Genomic DNA, 21,806 nt, shown 5'->3' on the forward strand with positions numbered 1-21,806 from the left:
CCGAAAAAGAAGAAAGCCCTGTCACTAGAAAAGCAGAGCGTTTTCGAGTAGAAAATGAAGAGAAACGGTGGATGCGCATCCAAAAAGTACATTCTTTAAAATCAGAAGGGTATTCAATTTCAGCGATTGCTAAGCAACTTCATCTCTCACGAGGAACAATATACGCTGACTTAGAACAAAGCCAAAAACCTAGTCACAAACGTTCCTCATCTTTCGATCGCTTCCATCCATTCATTCGTATACTATTGCAACAAAACCAGACGGGGGATCAAATAGAAAAAGCCTGACGTTCCAGTGGTTACAATGGATCTCGTTCAACATTGAATAAAATGATAGCTGAGGAAAGGAAGAACAAGAATGTTAACACAGAAAGATTACATCTTCGTCAAAAGATTTTAAAAATTATTTGGGATTTTAAAAATATGGACCATCAAAGTCGTTTTGAAAAATTACACCACCAATTATTAGGAACGTATCCAGAAGTCAGTAAACTTGACGAATTAGTATCAGCGTTTCGCGATCTTTTTAGAAACAAAGATTTGGATGGCTTAAAGGAATGGATAAATGAATATGAGAATAGCCGTTCTTCTTTTATACAATCCTTTATACGAGGAATAAAAAAAGATCAAGAAGCTGTTTCTTCAAGTATTAAAGAACCGTGGAGTAACGGAATAGTGGAAGGCCATGTGAATCGTTTAAAGACCATTAAAAGGATGATGTATGGACGTGCGGGATTCCAAGTATTGAAAAATAGGGTGTTATATCAATGGTAATTTAATTATTTCAAAATAATTAAATAAACAATTTAGAAGCAATGAATCGATCCATTCCCCAAAATTGCGTAATAACCCCAGTTTTATACAATAAAATAATACAAAAAAAGACCCTTTTCTTGTAGAATGGATGTACCACCAACCAAACTCAAGAAAGAGGTGTCCTTATGAACAAGAATACCACATTCTCGAATGTAACCCAAAAGATTGTTTTAGAAGATGAAGTCCATATCATAAGTGAAGCCTTGGTTATCATGATTCCGCCCGAAAGTTAACTGTTTTCTGTCTTGTTGAATACCTTCTAACGGCAGCAGCGAACGAATGGAAAAGCTACCGCGAAGGTGCAGATGTCGGTCTAGGCTATGGCCTTCCTCAAGTTGACCACTCGACGCTATCAAAAAAGGCAGCTCACGTGGATTACAAGGTACTTAAGCAAATATTTGAGGTTGTATGCAAGCGTGCTACCCGGCGAACCTTGAAGATTCCTAAGGAACTCCTTATTGTGGATTCCACTACGATCACTGTCGGGGAAACTCGGCTTCCCTGGGCCGTCTATCATGGGGAACGATCTGGGGTGAAACTACATGTTAGTTTTACACCTGAAACCGGAATGCCCCTGAAAGTCATGGAGTCGACAGGACTTGCCCACGATGGGCCACTTGGTGAAAAGCTTGCAGACCCACGTTTTATATTGGTAGAAGACCGGGCTTATTTTAAAATCAAGCGTATTGATCAGTTTGTTTCTAACGGCCAATCCTTTGTCATCCGTATGAAAGAAAATATCGAAATTGTAAGGCCGCACTCCTTAAAGCGACTAGCTCAGGAACCCTCACCCATCACCAAGGATATGACTTGTCTGCTAGGGACTCCTCAGTCCCGTTCTGCCAGGCGTCATCGTGTCGTTTTCTTTAAAGACAATCAGGGGCGTGAGATCCGGGTGGTAACAGACCGGATGAATGTCTCTGCGGAAACCATTGCAGACATGTATAAAGCGAGATGGAAAATTGAAACGTTCTTTCGATGGATCAAACAAAACTTACATGTGCCTGTTTTGTTTGAGACAACAGAAAATGCGGTTTATAACCAGTTATTCGCCGCATTAATAGCCTATGTCCTATTAAAATATCTTTATGAACGTACATCAAAAGGCCGCATTTTTAAAAAAATATCTTTTGTCTCATTTCAACGGCTTTGGTTTAGCGATCAACTTCCCATTAACTGGGCTTCGGAGTTGGCCATGATTATAAGAAAGATCTCCAGGAACCACGGGATGGGTCTGTCTAATTTTGGATAATCAACACTCGTGAGTATACAGCATTGTTTAAATGCCTCCTCCAAGAATAATACTTTTCATCTCAAATCTCCTCATTTCCTATTTGATTTTTTGTAATATTTTCTTTACAAAATATTCAGGTAATAAAAAAATTGCAAATTCAAATAAAATTAGTTGTTTATCTTTTGGAAAATACTTCAAAAATTTTACTATATTCTTTATATTTTTTTTATTAAACATGTTAATTCTATCCTGTACAAATTCTTCATAATCTGAAATTGAACTTAAAATTTGTGGATTAATTCTATTTAATTTTCGCTTTTTTAATAATTCTACCTTTTCATTTTCAAATAAAAGCTTTTTGTTAAAGTAATCATCTCTTTTATTTATTCCATCAAGTATTTTTGAACCTATTTGGTTATTTGCATGAATTCTATATTGAACAAGTGGTTCCTTGACATACGCTACTCTTCCATTTAAAGAGGCAAATAAAGCTAGCCAGTGGTCGTGGACATAAACTTTGTAATCTGGGAAAGGTAAACTACTTTTGGCAGTACTTGAATCTATTAACATAGTACAGCCTGTAATACTGTTCCTTCTAATAAAATAGTCAAACTTATTTTCTCCATATATGTGTTCAAGACGTTTAGAAATTTCCTTGAAAGAATCTGCAATCTTTTCATCTTTTTCATTAATTATTGATAAATCAGAATAACATACTAGAGCTTTTTTATCTTGAAGTTCTTTATAAAGTTTATTAAGTTTATCAGGCTCCCATATATCATCTTGATCACAATATGCTATATATTCTCCACTAGCCAATAATGTTAATTTTTCAAAAGTTTTGTTACTACCAATATTTTTTTCATTTTTAATTAAAGAAAATTTTTTATTTTTAATAGTTTCTTTTAAAATTTTTTCTATTAATTGAAAGTAAGAACTATTATCCGAATCATCACAAACAATCAAATCTAACTTTGTATAATTTTGATTATCAATACTTATTAATTGTTTTTTTATGTATTCTAAATTAGGCCGATAAGTGGCTAATACAACCGTTATATTACTCATACTATTAATAAACATACTCCTCTCTTGTTTATGGCATCATAATAAGCTTGTAGGAACCCAATTATATAATGCCATAAACACCATATGTAGCCGCAATAAATGATATTTCAAAGGATCAAAACGGATTCTCAAACTAAACTATTAGGAGCAAAATGCCTCACTATATCAATTGGATACATGAAAAAAAGCTTTTTTGAATCCTCTTCATTACCAAAATCACTCTCAACAGATACAACATACTTATCAACAGCCCGACGATAACCCACTGATAAAAAAAGCTTTGATTACTATATCAATTCTTTAATCGTGTGACTTTTGATATAATCGGCACTATCAATAACTAAAATTACCTTTTGTACTTCTCTAATTATAATTCCAGTATGACTTATACATACTAATCTTCCTTCTTAAAAACGAAGATAACCTATGATGATTCTTACCCAATTTATATCCTATCAACTTCACACCATTTCGTAATATAGAGACAGGTAACAAGTACCACTTCCCTTGTTGCATTAAATATTGCCATTCTGATATAACAAATCTTAGTCCTTCACCTTCTGGGTTAGAGAATTCCTGCAAGATCCAATTTTCTTTATTGTGAAAAACACCAATGTCGAAATTTCGTTGAAACTCTTCACGAATTGAATAATCATGGGAATGATACACTTTTGCTTCAGAAACATATGCAAGAGAATAACCTGCAATCACTGCTTTTGAAGCAACATACATATCCTCTCCCAAAATAACATTGCTTGGAAATCCACCAATCTCTTTTAGCACGTCTTTTCGATAGGCTGCAAATGAATTAGATGTAAATACCGTTTTTAATCCATAACGCTCTTTATCCTCAAAAGATTTTATTGAAGATTGCTTTGGATAATTAAATGAACGTGCAAAACTACCAAACACTTTAGCATGGCGATGGGGAAGTTGCCTACCATATGCAATGCCTACTTTTTCATTTTCAAAAACCTTTACAAGCTTATCAATACTGTTTTCCTCATATAAAAGAGCATCCTGCGTCAAATAAACAAGAATGTCCCCTTTTGCCTGTTTTGCTGCTAAATTACGTGTGCCGCCGTGGTTAAATTCTCTTGGGTCAATCTTCATTACTTTTGCTCCAAATGAAGCAGCAACTTCTCTTGTTTGATCTTTTGAAGAAGAATCAATAATAATTACTTCAATTTCTTCCCTCTTTGGAATTAAAGGGAGTAGCCTCTTAAGCTCTTGTTCCCCATTTAATGTTGGAATAATTACTGAAATAGTTTTCATTTCTTTTCACCCTAACTATTTTAACTAAAATTTCAGTGCCCCATGTTAATCATCAATCCTTAATAAAAATAAACCTATCATGTATAATTAATATAGATAATAGGCTTTATTGATTCATTCATTTTAATATATATTGTTTTTCAAAATAACTTTGGTACTCTCCACTTAAAATTTGTTCCCACCAATCTTTATTATCCAAATACCATTGAATAGTCTGAGCAATTCCTGTTTCAAAAGTATAAGTTGGTATCCAACCTAGTCTTTCTAATTTTGTAGGATCAATCGCATAGCGTTTATCATGACCAAGACGGTCCTGGACAAACTCAATTAATTCTTCAGATTTACCTAGTGTACTAATAATCGTTTTAACAACTTCTAGATTAGTCCGTTCATTGTGACCACCAACATTATACACTTCTCCATTTACACCTTCATGTAAAACCAAGTCAATAGCAGCGCAGTGATCGAGTACATGTAACCAATCGCGAATATTTTTACCATCACCATAAACAGGAACCTTTTCATCATTTACAACTCTTGAAATAGTTAACGGAATTAACTTTTCTGGAAAATGATACGGACCATAATTATTAGAACATCTAGTAATGTTAATCGGAAGATGGAATGTTTCATGATAAGCTCGAACTAATAAATCAGATGATGCCTTACTTGCGCTATATGGGCTATTCGGTTGTAATGGTGTCTCTTCCGTAAAGAAAGTAGTCGGGTCAAAATCCAGTTCACCATATACTTCATCTGTCGATACATGAACAAATTTACTAATCTTATATTCCTTCGCTGCATCTAACAGAACTTGCGTGCCTAGTACATTCGTTAAAACAAATATCTCTGGATTCGTAATGGAACGATCCACATGACTTTCAGCAGCAAAATGAACCACATAATCAAATTTCTCTTTTTCAAAAAGAGCCATAATCGCTTCTTTATCTGCAATATCCGCTTGAACAAAATTATAATTAGGTTTTTCTTCAATCTCACGATGTTTAGTTAAATCTCCCGCATATGTCAACAAATCTAAATTGTAAATATCATATTCAGGATATTTATTGACCATATATTGAACAAAGTTTCCACCTATGAAACCTGCTCCACCCGTCACAAGTACTTTTTGTTTCTTCATATTATTTCACCTCTTGTGTTAACTCTGCCAAATACCGAGCTGTGGCATCTTGCCATGATGGCAACTTTTGAAATCCATTATCCACTAGTTTTTGTTTTGACATTCTTGAATTTTTAGGTCGGACCGCTCTGGTTGGATACTCTTCTGTGGAGATAGCATTAACTTTGACCTGCCTACCCGATTGCTCAAAGATTTCTTCAGCAAACTCTGCCCAACTACAGAATCCTTCATTAGTTGCATGGTAAATCCCATAGCTTTCCGTCTCAATCATATCTATTAATAATTGGGCTAAATCAAATGTATAGGTAGGAGAGCCAAATTGATCACCTACGACGTTTAACTCATCCCGTGTTTCGGACAACCTTAGCATCGTCTTAATAAAGTTATTTCCATTTATGCCAAACACCCAAGAAATTCGAACAATGAACCATTTATCTAAAACAGATTGAACAACCTGTTCACCTTCTAGTTTCGTTACACCATAATAACCGATTGGGCCAGGTTTGTTCAATTCGGTAAATGGCTCATTTCCTTGCCCATCAAATATATAATCTGTACTGATGTAAATAAACTTTGCTCCTATAGCTTTAGAAGTTTGAGCTAAGTTTTTCGTACCCATTACATTGACCGCATAACATCTTTCTTGATCATCCTCTGCTTTATCAACAGCAGTATAGGCAGCACAGTGAATAATAACATCTGGATTTAAAGTCCCTACATATGTAGAAACGCTTTGTTGATCAATTATATCTAATTCCTGTGAACTCGTACCATACACTTCATGTCCACGATTTTTTCCTTCTCTAACTACATCATACCCCAGCTGTCCACTATAGCCTGTAACTAAAACTTTCATACGTTTTCTCCAAAGACAAAATTATTATCTGCATCTTTTAATAATGGAGCTTTTTCGTCTTTTGTTGAGAGTACTGGCTTTATATCAATTGGCCATTCAACCCCAATTTCAGGATCACTCCAAATAATTCCTCGATCGTTTTCCGGTGAATATAACTCGTCCACTTTATACTGAACCTCAACATCATCCATTAATGTCATGAATCCGTGGGCAAAACCTTCAGGAATTAATAATTGCTTATTATTCTCAGCACTTAACTCAATTCCCAACCATTCACCATAGGTTGGACTTCCTTTACGAATATCAACGGCTACATCAAAAATAGATCCACGCGTACATCTTACAAGTTTTGTTTGAGCTTTCGGACTCATTTGATAATGTAACCCTCGTAACGTACCCTTTGTAGCTGAAAAAGATTGATTGTCTTGTACAAATGTAATATCACTTCCAGCTTCCTTAAACATTTGTTCATTATAGGTTTCCATAAACCAACCACGATGATCGCCAAACACTTTTGGCTCAACGACGACTACACCATCTAATTTTGTTTTAATTATATTCATGCTTTACCACCCACTAACATATCTTCTAATGTCACTTGGTCAGCCAAAAGTAATAAATATTGTCCGTACTCATTTTTGCTTAACGGTTCAGCCAAGTTTATTAATTTTTCTTTAGTAATATACCCCTTACGGTAAGCGATCTCCTCTAAACAAGCTACTTTTAAACTTTGACGTTTTTCTACTGTTTCAATAAAAGTAGAGGCTTCTAATAAAGATTCATGTGTTCCTGTATCAAGCCAAGCAAAACCACGACCTAACAATTCAACCTGTAGTTTACCACGACGTAAATACTCTTCGTTTACTGAGGTAATTTCTAATTCTCCACGTGCAGATGGTTTAATCGATTTTGCAATGTCGACAACATCATTATCATAGAAATAAAGACCTGTTACAGCATATGTAGACTTTGGGAGGAGTGGTTTTTCTTCAATAGAGATTGCTTTTCCCCTCTCATCAAATTCTACTACACCAAAACGCTCTGGATCTTTTACATTATATCCAAATACAGTGGCTCCTTCAGAACGATTTGCTGCACGCTCTAATGTTTTTGTAAAACCATGGCCATAGAATATATTATCTCCTAAAACTAGAGCAACTGAATCGTCACCGATAAATTCTTCTCCGATAATAAAGGCCTGAGCTAGTCCATCTGGAGAAGGTTGAACTGCATAGCTTAAATTAATCCCCAATTCTTTTCCATCCCCAAGCAATTGCTCAAAACGCGGAGTGTCTTCAGGAGTCGAGATAATTAAAATATCCCTGATTCCAGCTAACATCAAAACGGAAAGAGGGTAGTAAATCATTGGCTTATCATAAATAGGTAGTAATTGTTTGGAAATTGCCTTTGTTAAAGGATACAGCCTTGTTCCGCTGCCTCCTGCAAGAATAATGCCTTTCATAAATTCCATACCTCATTTCTAAGTAGTTTTATTTCAAAAACTCTATCAACTATTTCCTTTAACCCTGCCAATAATTTTTTCTGAAAGATTTGATGGCAAAGTATTTATTAGAAATTCAAAGGTTATAAGAAGAGGACCTAAAGGGGATTTTAGTAAAAACTGAACTGTACTTTTCACATCTCTCTTTAAAAAGAATGCTTTTCTTTTATTCATAAAATCTTCAAACTTTCTAACTTCCTCTTGAATATATACATCATATTTACTAATTTTATGATTTTTTACAAAGTCTAACTTACTTTTATCTTTTAACTTAATTTGTATATATTCACTCTTTTTTTCTATCCTATCAAGAACATTAGTACCAATTTGATCATTAGATTGAATTCTATATTTAATTAATGGTTGTGGTACATACTATTTTCCTCTTAATTGAAGCATTTAGCGCGAGCCAGTGGTCATGTATATATTCACTAGGAAATGGTAAACTTTCTTTTGCTATATCCGTACATATTAATAATGTACATCCAGTAATGCTATTTCTTTTTAACAAATATCCACATTTGCCTTCTCCAATAGATATGTTGGATTCGTATTGATGTATTTTTTAGTAATGATGATATCCGCATACCTTCATCATCTATACAGCTAAATCCGAATAGCATAACATCGCATTTTATTTTTCTATTTCTTCTACAAGTACTAAAATCTTATTTTTTCCCATACATCGTCTTGATCGCAGTATGCGATATACCCTTCGGTAACATAATCAGTCAGCTTCTCAAAAGTATTGTTGCTACCAAGATTAACTGAATTTCTCAAAATTTTATATTCAAAATTAGTTATTATTGATTAAACTGTATATTTAATTAATGTAAACTGATTAACATCACTAGAATCATCGCAAATGATAATTTCGAGATTAGAATAATCCTGAATATTTATACTTTCTAATTGCTCCCTAAAAAAGGGGATGTGTAGAAAATAAACAGCAATTGCTACACTTACTTTCTTTTTCATTAATTTGAAGCACCTCAATCAAAATTTTCATAATCATATTTGGCTTGAATTAAAATTTACTAGTCTCATAAGTGAAATTTTTTTCGAGTCAGAGTTAGTATATTTTTATTCATCCCTTAGAATCGATTTATTAAAGTTCACTAAATCATTTAAACGTTCTTCATTTAATTCCTTATATAAATTTTCACTATTCTTAAAAACAAACTGATCATCAATGTTTTCAAAATTAACTTTTTTCATTTTTTCTATCAGTTCCTCATTAAATCTATATTTTATCACTCTAGCCGGATTACCACCTACTATTGCATATGGAGGTACATCTTTTGTCACTACACTTCCAGCCGCTATTACAGCCCCTTGCCCTACAACTATTCCAGACATAATTATTGCATCTGTACCAATCCACACATCATCATTAATAATTATTGATCCTTTAGACCAAGCTTCTCTTGCCTCTTTAAGGACCTGTACGCGAAATGGGTACGTAGACAATGTGTTCATATAATGGTTTCCACCTAATATAAGCTTAACTCCTTCAGCTATGGAAACATAGTGTCCAATATATAATTTTTCATTTTCAGCGCCCCAATGGAATACATTCAATGGTCCGTAAGACATCTTACCGACCTTCACCAAATCAATTGGAAAAAGTGTATTTGTCTTCACAAAATTATGACGATTATGCTTTCTCCACTTTATTTTAAATAGTAGAAGTTTGGGTAAGTTCCTTATCATGGTTATTACTCCTTGCGTATATATTACTAATATTTCAGACAAAATCTAATACTAGAACAGGTTCATAGACACATCTTAGTTAAATTCTCACATAATTGACTAAATGTAAAAAAGCAGGGATATTAGAACATACAACATGTAAAATACCAGTAATTATTCTAAATAAGCAATACATTTTCTTTTTCTTCAAGAGGGAATGATGTGTAAAAAAATGGTATCCCAGTATAAAAAGTGAAGATTTCAAATATTGCATCCAATCAAAATGGATGAAACAATTACATTTCATACACCCTCTCCCAACGTACACATATCAAGAAAAAAATATTGTCACAATCCGTCAAATTAGTTTGATTCCCATCTAAGTAATGTAATAAAATACACATATTTGTTCAGTCTTAATTAAGAAATTCAGATTGAACATAATCTACATTTAAACTAATAGCCATTCATTTTATTAATTTGAGTTAATTCTTTTATTTGAGTCATTTCTAGTTTATCTTTGATAGATTTAGCAATTAATGTTGCTGCATCAAATTCTCCGTTAAACAAATAATGACTAATTTTTTTGTTTTGTTTTACAAGGTATTTTTCCTTATCTTTACTTTCCTTTATTCCTTTTATAATTCCTTTTAATTCATGCAAGGAAGTTATTTTTTTGATTCCATCTTCTATCATATTTAGACTATTTGTATAGTCTATCCTTATAACTAACTTTCCTAAATATGCGGCTTCGTTCACTGCAGTTGAATAGCCTCCAATAACAATATCACTTTCTTCCATAAGAGGATAAATCATTTTTTGATTATTGATTTCATTGGGTAGTACCAATTTTTCATTCAACCACTTTTTGTACTTTCTTTTTTTCTCACTTGGGTGTAGTTTATATATTATCGAAATTCCTTCATGTTTTAAAAACTTTATTGTTTTTTCTATCATTTCAAGCTCATCAAAGCTCTCTGCCGAGGAAACAACCAATGCTGTTAAGTTCTTTCCTTCCTTCTCCTGCTTCTCATTAAATAAAGACTTAATATGCTGCATTTTTGGATTTCCTACGACAAGAGATTTTAGATTATTATCCAATAACTTCAATCTACTTTTATGGTAATCTCCCCACAAATATACTAAATCACATCCAATAAAATCGTGTTCATTACCATTAAAAAAACCATGTTGTATCAAATGAAGTTTAATTTTATTTTCTTTTAACACAGTCAACCATCCAGGATTTAGAACTAATTGGATACTATAAACTAATTGAGGTTTTAATTCTTTTATTACTTCTTGGGCAATTAAATAATCATACGCATATTTTAAAAACGTTTTTTTTATATAAAATTTATTAAAACCTTTTTTTATATATTCTTCTTCTTGTTTTTTTAATTCATTTTCATACATTTTTTGAACCTTAAGATAAAGAAATCTACTAGAATATAAACTTTCAAAAGTAATAATGTTAATTGAATCCTTTAGCGGAATTAAATTAATAGAATTACAGGCATTTCTTGGAATGATTAGGGTAATATTGAATCCTCTTTGGGATAATTCTTTTAGTACCGGATATATTAATAATTCATGATCGCTTCTATAAGAAAAAAAAGGTACTAAAATATCGCTTTTTTTATAAAAGTTCTTTTTTAAATGAAAGTTAAATTTACTATTTTTCATATAATATAAAGGGTTATAGATTTGATTAATCACTTTATCTTTAAATGGGATTTTATCTTTGCCCGTTAAAAATCTTTCAAAATAATTATCTAAAAACTCATTAATAGTAATCACCTCATTCTATCATTAGTTTTTCTCTTGAACTAAGTGAAGTTCATCTAATTTGGAAATGATTTCGAAAGTCTCTATATGTTTGTTAGCTAGCTAACAAACATATAGAGACTTTTACACGTTTTCTATAAAGTTCAATATTAAATCAGATTCAAAAGTGTTTATTATCCAAATATATTTATTAAATATATAGTTTTCACCTTGTACAGTTAATAAATTTAAGAGTAATGCTACTTTTAACTGTGGTGACCAACTTCTGTAAATGTTTTGATTAATCACGATTGAACAGAGCTATATGAATTGATTTAATACTGCAAAATTCCTCTTTTCTTTTGAAATTTATTAATTAAAAAGATATAGAGCAATAGTAAGATTATTAAATACATTTTTAAATTAAAAAGATAAGACATTCTCCCCATAGTGAATAATTGAATAATACCATATATATATATATATCCTAAAAAACCCATATAAATTAAATTAAATGATTGAATAGATCTATAAAACACGTAAATAAATAAACCAAAGAAAATACCACAAATAATTAGTACAAAAAAAAGTGCAATGGGGTTGAACATTATATTTAAAATGGCAGGGAAACCCATTGTAAAACTGACTCCATTTTCAATAAAGCCTAATCCCATGCTAGGAGAAACTAAAAGCATCAAAGCATTCAATCCACTAGTATATTTGCCATCACTTTTAAGTAAAATCACATCTAACTCATTGTAGATTTTTTGTGATTTTTCCATATTACTCTCAAATTGCGCTAAATAATCAGTTCCCCACCATGTATGACCCTGTAATCCGAAAATTCTATAAAATGTAAAATCAACAGCTTGATCTACTGTGCTATTCACCGAATACTCTTGTACTTTTAAATTAAACACCATAGTTACAAAGAAAATAATTATCACTGCTGATAGTATAAAATACTTAATACTACGCTTACTTAGCTTTATTCTTGTTAGAGAGAAAAAGGGTATAAAAAACAATACTAATATAGAATATATCGCTGAAAATGCACTACCTTGAAGAATGGTTCCTACAATTATCAAAAGTAGACTTATAATAATTTGAGATTTTTCTCGCTTTTTATCTCTAAAAAAAACAAATGTAACCCCCATAAAAAAAGCAAGTAATGAAGATTGAGCCAATATTTTACCCACAACAGGAACATTATAAAGAATAGAATACTCTGCAAAGTTAAATCTCGTATAAGAACCTACATATCGTATAAATGTTAAAAAAGCATCAGTCACGTATAAAATCGCAATAACAAATAAAATATTCTTTAATAATTTAAACACTTTGTTTTTTTGAATTGAAGAATCCCATGTAACTAAATTCACATTTCCCATCGGGAGAAATTTCAAAAAAATCAAAGCTGAACTAAAGAAAACGATATTTTGAAACGCTAACCTATAAGTTGCTCCCGTTTCAAATGACATTCTATTTTGTTCCGTTATATATATCCCCTGTTCAATATAATAACAAGAGATAAGAGCCCAGAGTTGTGCCATGTAAAAGAAAAAAAAGAAAGGCCAATATCGATTATTTTTAAAAATGAAATAACTAAATAAAAGATATATCAAAATTGATAGGATATTAAGTGTGTTTACCAAAACTTGCACTCCTAAGTAATTCTATATTAAAATCTATATCAATTAATTAAATTCATTAATAGACTTCACAAAATAACTATTCATTAAAAGAAAATAAAATGTAAATGACATAGCACTCGCAATGGCTACTGAAGAAATATTAAAGTTCAATTGTAAGAATGTGATACTAAGCGTAATATTAATCAATATTGTTATTGTTTGAATGGTAATATACTTTTTTTGGTTATTTATTGAATTAAAATAATTAGCTGCAAACCCTACTAGAGTAAGGGGATAAATACCTAAAATTAAAATTTGGGCGGCTTGTGTTCCCTTCACATATTCCGGCATAAACCACTCAATAAAAAATGGAATACTAAAGTAGCCAGCGAAAACAATAATAGCCATCACTACAGCCAAATTTTTATTTACTTTCCTATGGTATTTTTTAATTTCTAGATATTTCTTTTGACTAACTAGCTCAACAATTTTCGGATAAAAAACCTGCCCTATAACTTGTGGCAATAACATCATCGTACTAAAAACAAGCATACCTACTCCATAGTTCCCCACATCTTCCGGAGTCATCATAATAGCAATGATAATACGATCAATAGCAATCATTAAACTCCAAACAAGCCCTACTAATAATATAGGAAAACCAACTTTGATAAGTTGCTTATACTTTTCTATATCAAATATAAATCTTATGTTTTGAAATGATTTTCTCCCAACCAATACTTCAATCATAAGTGCCAACAACATTCCGATATACAATCCTTCATAGCCAATCCAAAGAACAAGGATAAGGGTAAGTACACATTGTGAAACGCTTTTTATGAACATGAGCTTCGAAGCTACACGAAAGTTTTGTTCTGATTTATAATACATTTCGATATAGCCGGTTAAAAAAAGAAAAATTGAAATGAATGAGGTAAACAAAATACCCGTCTTATATTCCATGTCAATTCCGATAAAAAATAGGCATATACTTCCTAATATTAACAAGAAAACAGACAATAACGGGACTGTGAATAAAAAGGAAAAAGTAGAATTTCTTATTTCCTGCGCTCTTTTTCCATCTTGTCGTGCTAAATAAAAAGGAACTTCACGGTTCATTGCATTAAGCGTCCCTAATTGAAGAAGGGGAATAAACGTAAAAGCTAAAGATATGGTCAAATAATATCCATATTGTTCCGGACCTAGAATATTTCTTGTAGCTACCCCTACTAAAAATGTAAGGATAGCTGATAGTAATGTAGCCGAGCCGAGAGATAGAATATTGTCTATCATTTTATTTTGTCTTATTTTTTTTAAAAATGGCATTTTGATTTACTCACCTAAGAAGCTCTTCAAATGAAAGCGGTGTGCCTACATTTAAATCTTTACTGGCTACTGTATTCAATAATTGCTCATAATACTTTGGTTCAAGACCATAACCAGGACGAACAACTTTTATATTATCCTTCGTAAACCTTTCCCCTGCTTTAATATCTTTCGCCACATAAATCGACCGTCTAAACTTCAAAGAAGCTTTTTCCTTCTCTGTCGATCCATACGTCACTTTCCCCATTGCCTGCCATGCACGCTCTGTTTCGATTACAAGTGCTCTCATTTCTTCTGGTTCCATAGAAAAAGCAGAATCAACACCACCCTCTGCACGGGAAAGAGTGAAATGTTTTTCAATAACTGTTGCACCTAATGCGACACTCGCTACTGCTACACCCGTACCCATTGTATGATCTGAGAGCCCTACCTGTATATCAAACAATTCTTTCATATGTGGGATAGTAGAAATGTTTGTGTTTTCAGGGGTTGCTGGGTAAGTGCTTGTACATTTTAACAAAATCAAGTCATTGCAGCCCGCTTCTCTTGCTGTGCGAACAAGTTCATCCAGTTCTGCTACCGTTGCCATCCCAGTAGATACAATCATCGGTTTTCCAGTTGCAGCTACTTTCTTGATTAAAGGTATATCCGTATTTTCAAATGATGCAATTTTATATAGTGGTACATCTAGTTTTTCCAAAAAATCTACAGCAGTCTCGTCAAACGGTGTACTAAACGGAATCATTCCAAGTTCACGTGCCCGGTCAAAGATTGGTTTGTGCCATTCCCACGGGGTATATGCTTGCTGATACAGTTGGTAGAGATTTTGACCATTCCACAGGCTATTTTCATCATCTATTTTGAAATCAGAATTTTCAATATTTAATGTCATCGTATCAGCAGTGTAAGTTTGGATTTTTAATGCATGTGCACCTGATTTTGCAGCAGCTTCCACAATTTCTAATGCGCGATCAAGTGACTGATTGTGATTACCTGACATTTCGGCAATAATAAACGGCTTATGATTCGGTCCAATTTCAATACCTTCTATATTAATAGTCTTCATAAGTACCTTCCTTCAATTATACTTTGAATGTAGACAGTATGTTCTAGCCATTCTTCTTTAAAGATTCCATATATAAGAACATCATGATAGCTTCCGTCTTTTACTATATGTTTGCGAAGTACCCCTTCTTGAAAAAAACCAAGCTTTTGATGAAAGGCAACACTTTTTTCATTCATACCTAATACTTCTGCGGATAATTTTCGAATAGACAACTCCTCAAAGATATAATTCAGAGATGTAAATCCTAAAATCGTTCCCATTCCTCTAGGAGCATTGTTCGCTCCGATAAAAAAGCCCCATTCACACTTATTATTGATTACATCAATTTGATTTATATTTAATACCCCATAAGGCACATGATCATAATAAAAAATTTTTGATATTGCTGTCTCACTTTTTTGTAATCTTTCATACCATTGTATGTGTTGATCCATTAAAATGATGTTGCTATTATACATCACTTTCCGTATAGATTCCTTATTACGCCATTCTAATATTTGCTTCAAATCTTCTTCTTTTATATCTTTTAGTTCTGCTTTTTGGGAAAAATTCATTTTTGAAGCTCCATAATATTTTTGATTACCAATCTCTCTTTTACATATTTAGGATTAACAATTTCCCAACAATTTCGGATCATTTTATTCCTTTTCAATGGACTATTACAAAGCTCGAGTATTTTTCCGCCAATGTCCTTAGCTGTTACTTCTGTGCTTGTACCTAAACAATACATGGCACCTTTCTCTGCAACAGCCTCTGATAACTCTGTCTGATTATTTGCCACGATTACAGTGATGGACGGTAATGCAAGGAAGCACCTTTCCCATGATGTCGTACCACCTGCTCCTACTGCAAGATCTGCTTTTACCATGAGTTCAGCCATATTATTCACTTGGCAATAAAATGTTACATTGGATATTTGATCGCATATTTGCTCAATCTGTTCTTTCTGCGGATTTGCCACTCCAACTACAACAGTGTATTCAATATCAGAACAACTTAGATCCTTCACTGCTTGAAGAGTTTTCAATGTTTCTCCTGTAGGATCTGTACCACCAAAAAAAACTAGAATATTATTTACGTTACTATCACGATCTATCTTCTCAACATCAATGGATAAAAACTCATCCCGTAACAAAACATAGTCCGGACCCAACAATTGAATACACTGGTCCGGAATCAGTCCTTTATATCGATTTTGCATATCAAAATAATAGTTTTGATCGAGCAACAAATCACAGTCATGAGGACGATCAGCGAGATCATCAATAACCATGATATGTTCAACGCCTGAACGAAGCTCGCTCTCCCATTTCGCATCAAGTTCATAATGATCAATAATGAGCAAGTCTGTTTTCTTGTTTAAACTTTTTATTATGAGCTTTGTTTCTTGTGCATCTTGGTTCCAGAAATTTCGCATCCATTGCCAATGATTCTGATTAACAAGTGATGGAAGGGTGTGGACATGAAAACCTTGATCCTGAATAAATGAAATGCTGTTTCCCGGAAAGCTTCGGCATATAAAGGAAACTTCTACACCTTCACGAATCAACTGTTTTGCCAGTGTTAAACAACGCATAACATGTCCTGTACCGATTTCAAGAGAAGCATCTGTCCTGATGACTACATTCATTTCAATCACAACCTACAGTTTCTTTTGTTCAATATGAGCGTTAATGTCATTCCACTCCGGATGGGCTTTTAACAGTTTAATTACATCCTCTAATAAAAACAGTTTGTTTGGATTATATAGTTCGCTTAGAATGAGCCGAATCAATTCAAAATCTTCTTCTGTATCAACGGTCCATCGATAGCTTCCATAGTTGTACTCATTTTTTATACCTTGAATCTTAAAAAGATCCGGGTTTGTGTAAAAATAAGCCGTTACATGTTCTCTGTCTTTAGGTAGAATAGATTCTTGGTAAGCTTTATTTAAGGCTTCAAATGAAAACACTTCTGTATCAAGACCTCGTGGGTACGTTCTTTCTAGAGTGTTTGATATATAATCTATAGTTACTCGATTATTTAAATATTGGTTTACTACTCTGTCGATTATTTTCGGATCAATAATTGGACAATCAGATGTTAATCGCACGATAACATCCACACCAAATTTTTGTGCTGCTTCGTGATAGCGAGATAGTACGTCCTGCTCTGAACCACGATAATAATCGATATCTAGTGTTTTGCAAAGTTCAACAATTGGCTGTTCACTTTCTTTTACAGTCGTTGCAATAATAATTTGATCAATTTGTTCTGCCTGTTTTACACGCTCAATTTGATATTCCAACAGCGTTTTTCCGTTTACGGTTTTTAATATTTTTCCTGGTAGCCGTGTTGATCCCATTCGTGCTTGAATAATAGCTGCAATTTTCAATGAGACACACCTTCTTTTAACTCACTTGGCATAGGCTTCTATGATGCGCTTAACAGCAACGATTACATCTGCCACATCTTGTTCAGTCATCGCTGGAAACAGCGGCAGTGAAATGATTTCTTCGTATAGATTTTCCGCATTTGGAAGTGACCCTTTTTCATAATCAAGCTGTTGATAGTACGGAAGTAAATGAACTGGAATATAATGAACATTTACACCAATGTTTTGTTTCTGGAGAGTTTCAAAAATTTCTCTTCTTCCTACACTCAATTCGTCAAGATTCAGGCGAATAATGTATAAATGCCAGCTCGATTCTCCTTCTGAATTTTGAAAAGGAGTAGTGATTTGGCGTATGTTTTGAAATGCTTCATTGTATTTGGTTACAATTTCTTTTCGTTTTTCCACAAACATATCTAGCTTTTCCAATTGACTAGTGCCTAGCGCTGCCTGAATATCTGTCATTCGATAATTATAGCCAAGAAATTGCATTTCATAATACCATGGACCATGGTTTTCCTGTAGCTTATCAGCATCACGAGTAATGCCATGAGAACGAAATTGAAGAAGCTTTTCATAATACTTTTTACTGTTTGTTACGATCATCCCGCCTTCACCTGAAGTAATATGCTTTACAGGATGGAAGCTAAACATAGTCATATCACTGATAGAGCCAATTTTTATATCTTTATAAGTTGCTCCTAATGCGTGAGCCGCATCTTCAATGACAATTAAACTGTGTTTTTTTGCAATATCTACTATTTCTTTCAATTCAGCTGGCTGACCAGTAAAATCGACTGGAATAATCGCTTTTGTTTTTCCCGTTATTTTCTTTTCAATTTCTATTGGATCGATATTATATGTTTTGGGATCAATATCGGCGAAGACTACTTTTCCGCCTTGATATAAAACACAATTGGCACTTGCTGCGAAAGTCATTGGAGTCGTAATAACCTCGTCACCTTTACTAATCCCGGCCGCAAAGCAAGCTCCATGCAGAGCAGCTGTTCCATTAGAAAAAGCGACTGCATACTTTGCTCCAACGTAATTAGCCATCGCTTTTTCAAATTGATTAATATGGGGACCAGTTGTTAAATAATCCCCTCTTAACACATTCAAGACAGCCTGTATATCTTCTTCATCTATCATTTGCTTACCATAAGGTAAATATGATACTCTCAATTTTTTCAACTCATCCACTCTTGTCATAAAATCATCTCCTCTTTCAGAAGAATGCTTTCTTTTTACATTCCTTCAACTAGAGCTTGCAATTCTTCAACCGTTAACCATTCAGTATTTAAATCACTTGTATATTTAAAACCATCTGGCAATTCTTTTCCTTCGTGTTTATACTCTTCAGACCACCATGGGAATTCAGGCTGTATAACATAATAAGAATCAAATTCTAGTGTACGTCTTGCATCATCTTCAGTGATCATGGCTTCATGTAATTTCTCGCCGGGACGAATTCCTACATATTCAATTTCACATTCTGGAGCGATAGCTTCCGCTAGGTCCGTTACTTTCATGCTTGGGATTTTCGGTACAAAAATTTCTCCACCATGCATTCTTTCCAAGTTATCTAATACAAACTGAACACCCTGATCCAAGGTAAGCCAGAATCTTGTCATTCTTTCGTCAGTTATAGGTAATTTTCCGGTTTCACGTATCTTTTTAAAGAATGGAACTACACTACCACGGCTACCAACAACATTCCCATATCGTACTACTGAGAATCTAGTATCTTTGTCTCCGGCATAAGAGTTAGCTGCAACAAAAATTTTATCGGAAGCTAACTTTGTTGCGCCGTACAGATTTACAGGACTTGCAGCCTTATCTGTACTTAATGCAATAACACGTTGAACACCGCGATCAATTGCTGCTTCAATAATATTTTGAGCACCATGAATATTTGTCTTTACTGCTTCAAATGGATTATATTCACACGCACCAACATGTTTCAAGGCAGCTGCATGAATTACAACATCTACCCCATCAAACGCTCTATATAAGCGATCTTTATCTCGTACATCACCGATGAAAAAACGAATACGAGGATCAGTATATTCTTGTGCCATTTCATATTGTTTTAATTCATCACGACTTAAAACAATCACTTTTTTCACATCTTGCTCTAATACTTTCCTTATAAACTTTTTCCCAAAAGAACCAGTTCCGCCTGTTACCAAGATAGTTTTTCCTGATAGATTATACATTTATTTTACCTCTTTCATTAAAGTGTATTTTTACAATTTTATTTAATTTGGACTAGAAAGCATCCTTTGAACCAAATAACACTATTACCGTCTTTAAAATTAGTTTTATGTCAAAAAGAAGAGATCTTGTTCTTATATATTGTAAATCTAACTCTACCATTTCTTTAAAACCTAAACTGTTTCTGCCGCTCACTTGCCATAATCCAGTGCACCCTGGAGTTACTAGTAAACGTTGCTTATCGTATTCAGTATATTGAGCAACTTCTGTTGGAAGAGGTGGGCGTGGACCTACTAAACTCATATCCCCTTTTAACACATTAAAAAGCTGTGGAAGTTCATCAATGCTAGTTTTACGAATGAATTTGCCGATTTTCGTAATCCTTGGGTCTTCCTTCATTTTGAACATAGCCCCACTGACTTCATTATATTTAAGAATTTCGTTTAGCTTTTCTTCCGCATTTGATACCATTGAACGAAATTTATACATCTTAAATTCATTACCGTTTTTCCCCACTCTTGTTTGAGTAAAAAAAATCTTACCCTTTGGATCTTCTAATTTAATTAATATAGCAAGAATGATAAATAAAATACTTAGAAGAATAATTCCCGCTAAAGAACCCAAAATATCGATACAACGTTTAGACAATAAATACATTTTGCGATCATTAATAGCTACTTTTTTACTTTTCTCAGCATACAAAATATCTTCATTTGCTAGATTGGACACCTTAACCCCTGCCTTTGCCTTACAACTTTATAAGTTTTTTTTCTATAGAAGAAACTACATCTTTTAAATAGTTCACCATATCTTCTTTAATATCTTCATGTTGTAAAGCAAATTCTACTGTTGTTTTGACAAAGCCAAATTTCTCACCCACATCGTATCGCTTCCCTTCAAAATCGTAGGCAAAAACTCTCTGAATATGGTTTAATTGCTGAATCGCATCCGTTAATTGAATTTCCCCGCCTGCACCAGTTTCCTGCCTATCAAGGAACATAAAAATTTCTGGAGTTAAAATATAACGGCCCATAATTGCTAGATTGGAAGGTGCTGTCCCTTGTTTAGGCTTTTCCACAAAGCTATTTACTTTATAACGACGTCCCTCCTGTGTTGAAGGATCGATTATTCCATAACGATGTGTTTCTTCATCAGAAACTGTTTGAACACCAATTACAGCTGATAGAGTTTCTTCATATTGAATAATCAATTGTTTCAAACAAGGTGTATCGCTTTGAACAATATCATCCCCCAGTAAAACAGCAAACGGTTCATCTCCAATAAAGTTTCGTGCACACCAGATAGCATGTCCTAGTCCTTTCGGTTCCTTCTGCCTGATATAATGAATATCTGCAAGATTTGTCGAGTAGCGGACCTTTTCTAATATTTCTAACTTACCTTTTTCTTGTAGACTTTGTTCTAACTCATGTGCAATATCAAAATGGTCTTCTATTGCCCTTTTTCCTTTACCTGTAACAATAATTATATCTTCAATACCTGACGATACTGCTTCTTCTACTATGTATTGAATAGTTGGTTTGTCTACTATCGGCAGCATTTCCTTTGGCATCGCCTTTGTTGCTGGTAAAAACCTGGTCCCCAATCCTGCGGCCGGTATAATGGCCTTTCGTACCTTTTTCAAATGTAATCCCCCTCTGGCAGTGATAGAAGTAAAAAGATAAAAGCATGATGACACAAATTAATAGAATAAAGTGAACGAAAGAAATGAAATTAAATACGTTTTAATACGGTTGTAACACTAAATAATCTCCATAAATGGCCGATAATACTATTTGAGAAAGTAAAAGTAACCTGGTATGTCAACACTAAACTAGACAAATTCCTT

Annotated in this window: 21 protein-coding genes and 1 pseudogene; 3 read left to right on the forward strand and 19 right to left on the reverse strand. The window is 33.4% G+C overall.

Features of this window, described 5'->3' with window-relative positions; all coding sequences use genetic code 11:
• The 3 genes and pseudogenes from ELQ35_RS18410 to ELQ35_RS18420 form a co-directional block, all read left to right on the forward strand.
• The coding region (locus ELQ35_RS18410) for a helix-turn-helix domain-containing protein (protein ID WP_143253475.1) at nt 1-287 on the forward strand (287 nt) is incomplete at its 5' end.
• Between the two features lie 42 nt (nt 288-329).
• Nucleotides 330-773: a transposase gene (locus tag ELQ35_RS18415; RefSeq protein WP_246026131.1), complete on the forward strand. Its 444-nt coding sequence runs from the start codon at nt 330-332 to the stop codon at nt 771-773.
• Between the two features lie 167 nt (nt 774-940).
• Nucleotides 941-2,067: pseudogene (locus ELQ35_RS18420) on the forward strand (IS4 family transposase).
• A 78-nt stretch (nt 2,068-2,145) separates the two neighbouring features.
• On the opposite strand, the gene ELQ35_RS18425 reads toward ELQ35_RS18420, so the two are convergent.
• The 19 genes from ELQ35_RS18425 to galU all read right to left on the reverse strand — a co-directional run bounded on the left by ELQ35_RS18425 (nt 2,146) and on the right by galU (nt 21,602).
• A complete protein-coding gene (locus ELQ35_RS18425) occupies nt 2,146-3,132 on the reverse strand; it encodes a glycosyltransferase family 2 protein (protein ID WP_126866656.1) in 987 nt (328 codons plus the stop codon).
• A gap of 348 nt (nt 3,133-3,480) precedes the next feature.
• Nucleotides 3,481-4,392 carry a glycosyltransferase family 2 protein gene (locus tag ELQ35_RS18430; RefSeq protein WP_126866657.1) on the reverse strand — a complete coding sequence of 304 codons (912 nt, stop codon included), beginning with the start codon at nt 4,390-4,392 and terminating at the stop codon, nt 3,481-3,483.
• A 118-nt stretch (nt 4,393-4,510) separates the two neighbouring features.
• Complete coding sequence (rfbB, locus tag ELQ35_RS18435) at nt 4,511-5,533, reverse strand: dTDP-glucose 4,6-dehydratase (protein ID WP_126866658.1); 1,023 nt, start codon at nt 5,531-5,533, stop codon at nt 4,511-4,513.
• Nucleotide 5,534: 1 nt separating this feature from the next.
• Nucleotides 5,535-6,389: a dTDP-4-dehydrorhamnose reductase gene (rfbD, locus tag ELQ35_RS18440; protein ID WP_126866659.1), complete on the reverse strand. Its 855-nt coding sequence runs from the start codon at nt 6,387-6,389 to the stop codon at nt 5,535-5,537.
• Entirely contained in the window at nt 6,386-6,952 is a 567-nt protein-coding gene (gene rfbC, locus ELQ35_RS18445) for a dTDP-4-dehydrorhamnose 3,5-epimerase (RefSeq protein ID WP_126866660.1), read from the reverse strand. The genes rfbD and rfbC overlap by 4 nt, the downstream gene beginning before the upstream one ends.
• Entirely contained in the window at nt 6,949-7,851 is a 903-nt protein-coding gene (rfbA, locus tag ELQ35_RS18450; protein ID WP_126866661.1) for a glucose-1-phosphate thymidylyltransferase RfbA, read from the reverse strand. Before rfbA ends, rfbC begins: the two co-directional genes overlap by 4 nt.
• An 849-nt stretch (nt 7,852-8,700) precedes the next feature.
• A complete protein-coding gene (locus ELQ35_RS22725) occupies nt 8,701-8,868 on the reverse strand; it encodes a hypothetical protein (RefSeq protein WP_185861827.1) in 168 nt (55 codons plus the stop codon).
• A 105-nt stretch (nt 8,869-8,973) separates the two neighbouring features.
• The gene (locus ELQ35_RS23500) at nt 8,974-9,603 is read right to left on the reverse strand and encodes a CatB-related O-acetyltransferase (RefSeq protein ID WP_126866662.1); all 630 of its coding nucleotides are present in this window, start codon (nt 9,601-9,603) and stop codon (nt 8,974-8,976) included.
• A gap of 435 nt (nt 9,604-10,038) precedes the next feature.
• Nucleotides 10,039-11,382, reverse strand: coding sequence for a UDP-N-acetylglucosamine 2-epimerase (locus tag ELQ35_RS18460; RefSeq protein ID WP_126866663.1), 1,344 nt, complete (start codon nt 11,380-11,382; stop codon nt 10,039-10,041).
• A gap of 302 nt (nt 11,383-11,684) precedes the next feature.
• A complete protein-coding gene (locus tag ELQ35_RS18465) occupies nt 11,685-13,004 on the reverse strand; it encodes a DUF6418 domain-containing protein (RefSeq protein WP_126866664.1) in 1,320 nt (439 codons plus the stop codon).
• A gap of 42 nt (nt 13,005-13,046) precedes the next feature.
• Nucleotides 13,047-14,309, reverse strand: a complete 1,263-nt coding sequence (locus ELQ35_RS18470) for a lipopolysaccharide biosynthesis protein (RefSeq protein WP_126866665.1) — start codon at nt 14,307-14,309, stop codon at nt 13,047-13,049.
• A 10-nt stretch (nt 14,310-14,319) separates the two neighbouring features.
• Nucleotides 14,320-15,375 (reverse strand): pseudaminic acid synthase, encoded by a 1,056-nt coding sequence (gene pseI, locus ELQ35_RS18475; protein WP_126866666.1) that lies wholly within the window; start codon nt 15,373-15,375, stop codon nt 14,320-14,322.
• Nucleotides 15,372-15,929, reverse strand: coding sequence for a UDP-4-amino-4,6-dideoxy-N-acetyl-beta-L-altrosamine N-acetyltransferase (gene pseH / locus ELQ35_RS18480; protein ID WP_126866667.1), 558 nt, complete (start codon nt 15,927-15,929; stop codon nt 15,372-15,374). Before pseH ends, pseI begins: the two co-directional genes overlap by 4 nt.
• Complete coding sequence (gene pseG, locus ELQ35_RS18485; RefSeq protein WP_126866668.1) at nt 15,926-17,005, reverse strand: UDP-2,4-diacetamido-2,4,6-trideoxy-beta-L-altropyranose hydrolase; 1,080 nt, start codon at nt 17,003-17,005, stop codon at nt 15,926-15,928. The genes pseH and pseG overlap by 4 nt, the downstream gene beginning before the upstream one ends.
• Before the next feature lie 12 nt (nt 17,006-17,017).
• Nucleotides 17,018-17,749, reverse strand: a complete 732-nt coding sequence (locus ELQ35_RS18490) for a cytidylyltransferase domain-containing protein (protein WP_126866669.1) — start codon at nt 17,747-17,749, stop codon at nt 17,018-17,020.
• A gap of 21 nt (nt 17,750-17,770) precedes the next feature.
• Nucleotides 17,771-18,955 carry a UDP-4-amino-4,6-dideoxy-N-acetyl-beta-L-altrosamine transaminase gene (pseC, locus tag ELQ35_RS18495; RefSeq protein WP_126866670.1) on the reverse strand — a complete coding sequence of 395 codons (1,185 nt, stop codon included), beginning with the start codon at nt 18,953-18,955 and terminating at the stop codon, nt 17,771-17,773.
• 35 nt (nt 18,956-18,990) lie between these two features.
• A complete protein-coding gene (gene pseB, locus ELQ35_RS18500) occupies nt 18,991-19,962 on the reverse strand; it encodes a UDP-N-acetylglucosamine 4,6-dehydratase (inverting) (protein ID WP_126866671.1) in 972 nt (323 codons plus the stop codon).
• A 52-nt stretch (nt 19,963-20,014) separates the two neighbouring features.
• Nucleotides 20,015-20,665 carry a sugar transferase gene (locus tag ELQ35_RS18505; RefSeq protein ID WP_246026132.1) on the reverse strand — a complete coding sequence of 217 codons (651 nt, stop codon included), beginning with the start codon at nt 20,663-20,665 and terminating at the stop codon, nt 20,015-20,017.
• A gap of 43 nt (nt 20,666-20,708) precedes the next feature.
• On the reverse strand, nt 20,709-21,602 hold the full coding sequence (galU, locus tag ELQ35_RS18510; protein ID WP_126866672.1) for a UTP--glucose-1-phosphate uridylyltransferase GalU: 894 nt from the start codon (nt 21,600-21,602) through the stop codon (nt 20,709-20,711).
• Nucleotides 21,603-21,806: the final 204 nt, after the last annotated feature.

This window comes from Peribacillus cavernae (assembly GCF_003989135.1).
In the GTDB taxonomy this organism is placed as follows: domain Bacteria; phylum Bacillota; class Bacilli; order Bacillales; family DSM-1321; genus Peribacillus; species Peribacillus cavernae.

What these genes read in the sequence shown, in the direction of transcription:
- ELQ35_RS18415 (WP_246026131.1), top strand. Translation starts at nt 330, where the DNA reads ATGATAGCTGAGGAAAGGAAGAACAAGAATGTTAACACAGAAAGATTA.
- ELQ35_RS18425 (WP_126866656.1), bottom strand. Translation starts at nt 3,132, where the DNA reads ATGTTTATTAATAGTATGAGTAATATAACGGTTGTATTAGCCACTTAT.
- ELQ35_RS18430 (WP_126866657.1), bottom strand. Translation starts at nt 4,392, where the DNA reads ATGAAAACTATTTCAGTAATTATTCCAACATTAAATGGGGAACAAGAG.
- rfbB (WP_126866658.1), bottom strand. Translation starts at nt 5,533, where the DNA reads ATGAAGAAACAAAAAGTACTTGTGACGGGTGGAGCAGGTTTCATAGGT.
- rfbD (WP_126866659.1), bottom strand. Translation starts at nt 6,389, where the DNA reads ATGAAAGTTTTAGTTACAGGCTATAGTGGACAGCTGGGGTATGATGTA.
- rfbC (WP_126866660.1), bottom strand. Translation starts at nt 6,952, where the DNA reads ATGAATATAATTAAAACAAAATTAGATGGTGTAGTCGTCGTTGAGCCA.
- rfbA (WP_126866661.1), bottom strand. Translation starts at nt 7,851, where the DNA reads ATGAAAGGCATTATTCTTGCAGGAGGCAGCGGAACAAGGCTGTATCCT.
- ELQ35_RS22725 (WP_185861827.1), bottom strand. Translation starts at nt 8,868, where the DNA reads ATGAAAAAGAAAGTAAGTGTAGCAATTGCTGTTTATTTTCTACACATC.
- ELQ35_RS23500 (WP_126866662.1), bottom strand. Translation starts at nt 9,603, where the DNA reads ATGATAAGGAACTTACCCAAACTTCTACTATTTAAAATAAAGTGGAGA.
- ELQ35_RS18470 (WP_126866665.1), bottom strand. Translation starts at nt 14,309, where the DNA reads ATGCCATTTTTAAAAAAAATAAGACAAAATAAAATGATAGACAATATT.
- pseI (WP_126866666.1), bottom strand. Translation starts at nt 15,375, where the DNA reads ATGAAGACTATTAATATAGAAGGTATTGAAATTGGACCGAATCATAAG.
- pseH (WP_126866667.1), bottom strand. Translation starts at nt 15,929, where the DNA reads ATGAATTTTTCCCAAAAAGCAGAACTAAAAGATATAAAAGAAGAAGAT.
- pseG (WP_126866668.1), bottom strand. Translation starts at nt 17,005, where the DNA reads ATGAATGTAGTCATCAGGACAGATGCTTCTCTTGAAATCGGTACAGGA.
- pseC (WP_126866670.1), bottom strand. Translation starts at nt 18,955, where the DNA reads ATGACAAGAGTGGATGAGTTGAAAAAATTGAGAGTATCATATTTACCT.
- pseB (WP_126866671.1), bottom strand. Translation starts at nt 19,962, where the DNA reads ATGTATAATCTATCAGGAAAAACTATCTTGGTAACAGGCGGAACTGGT.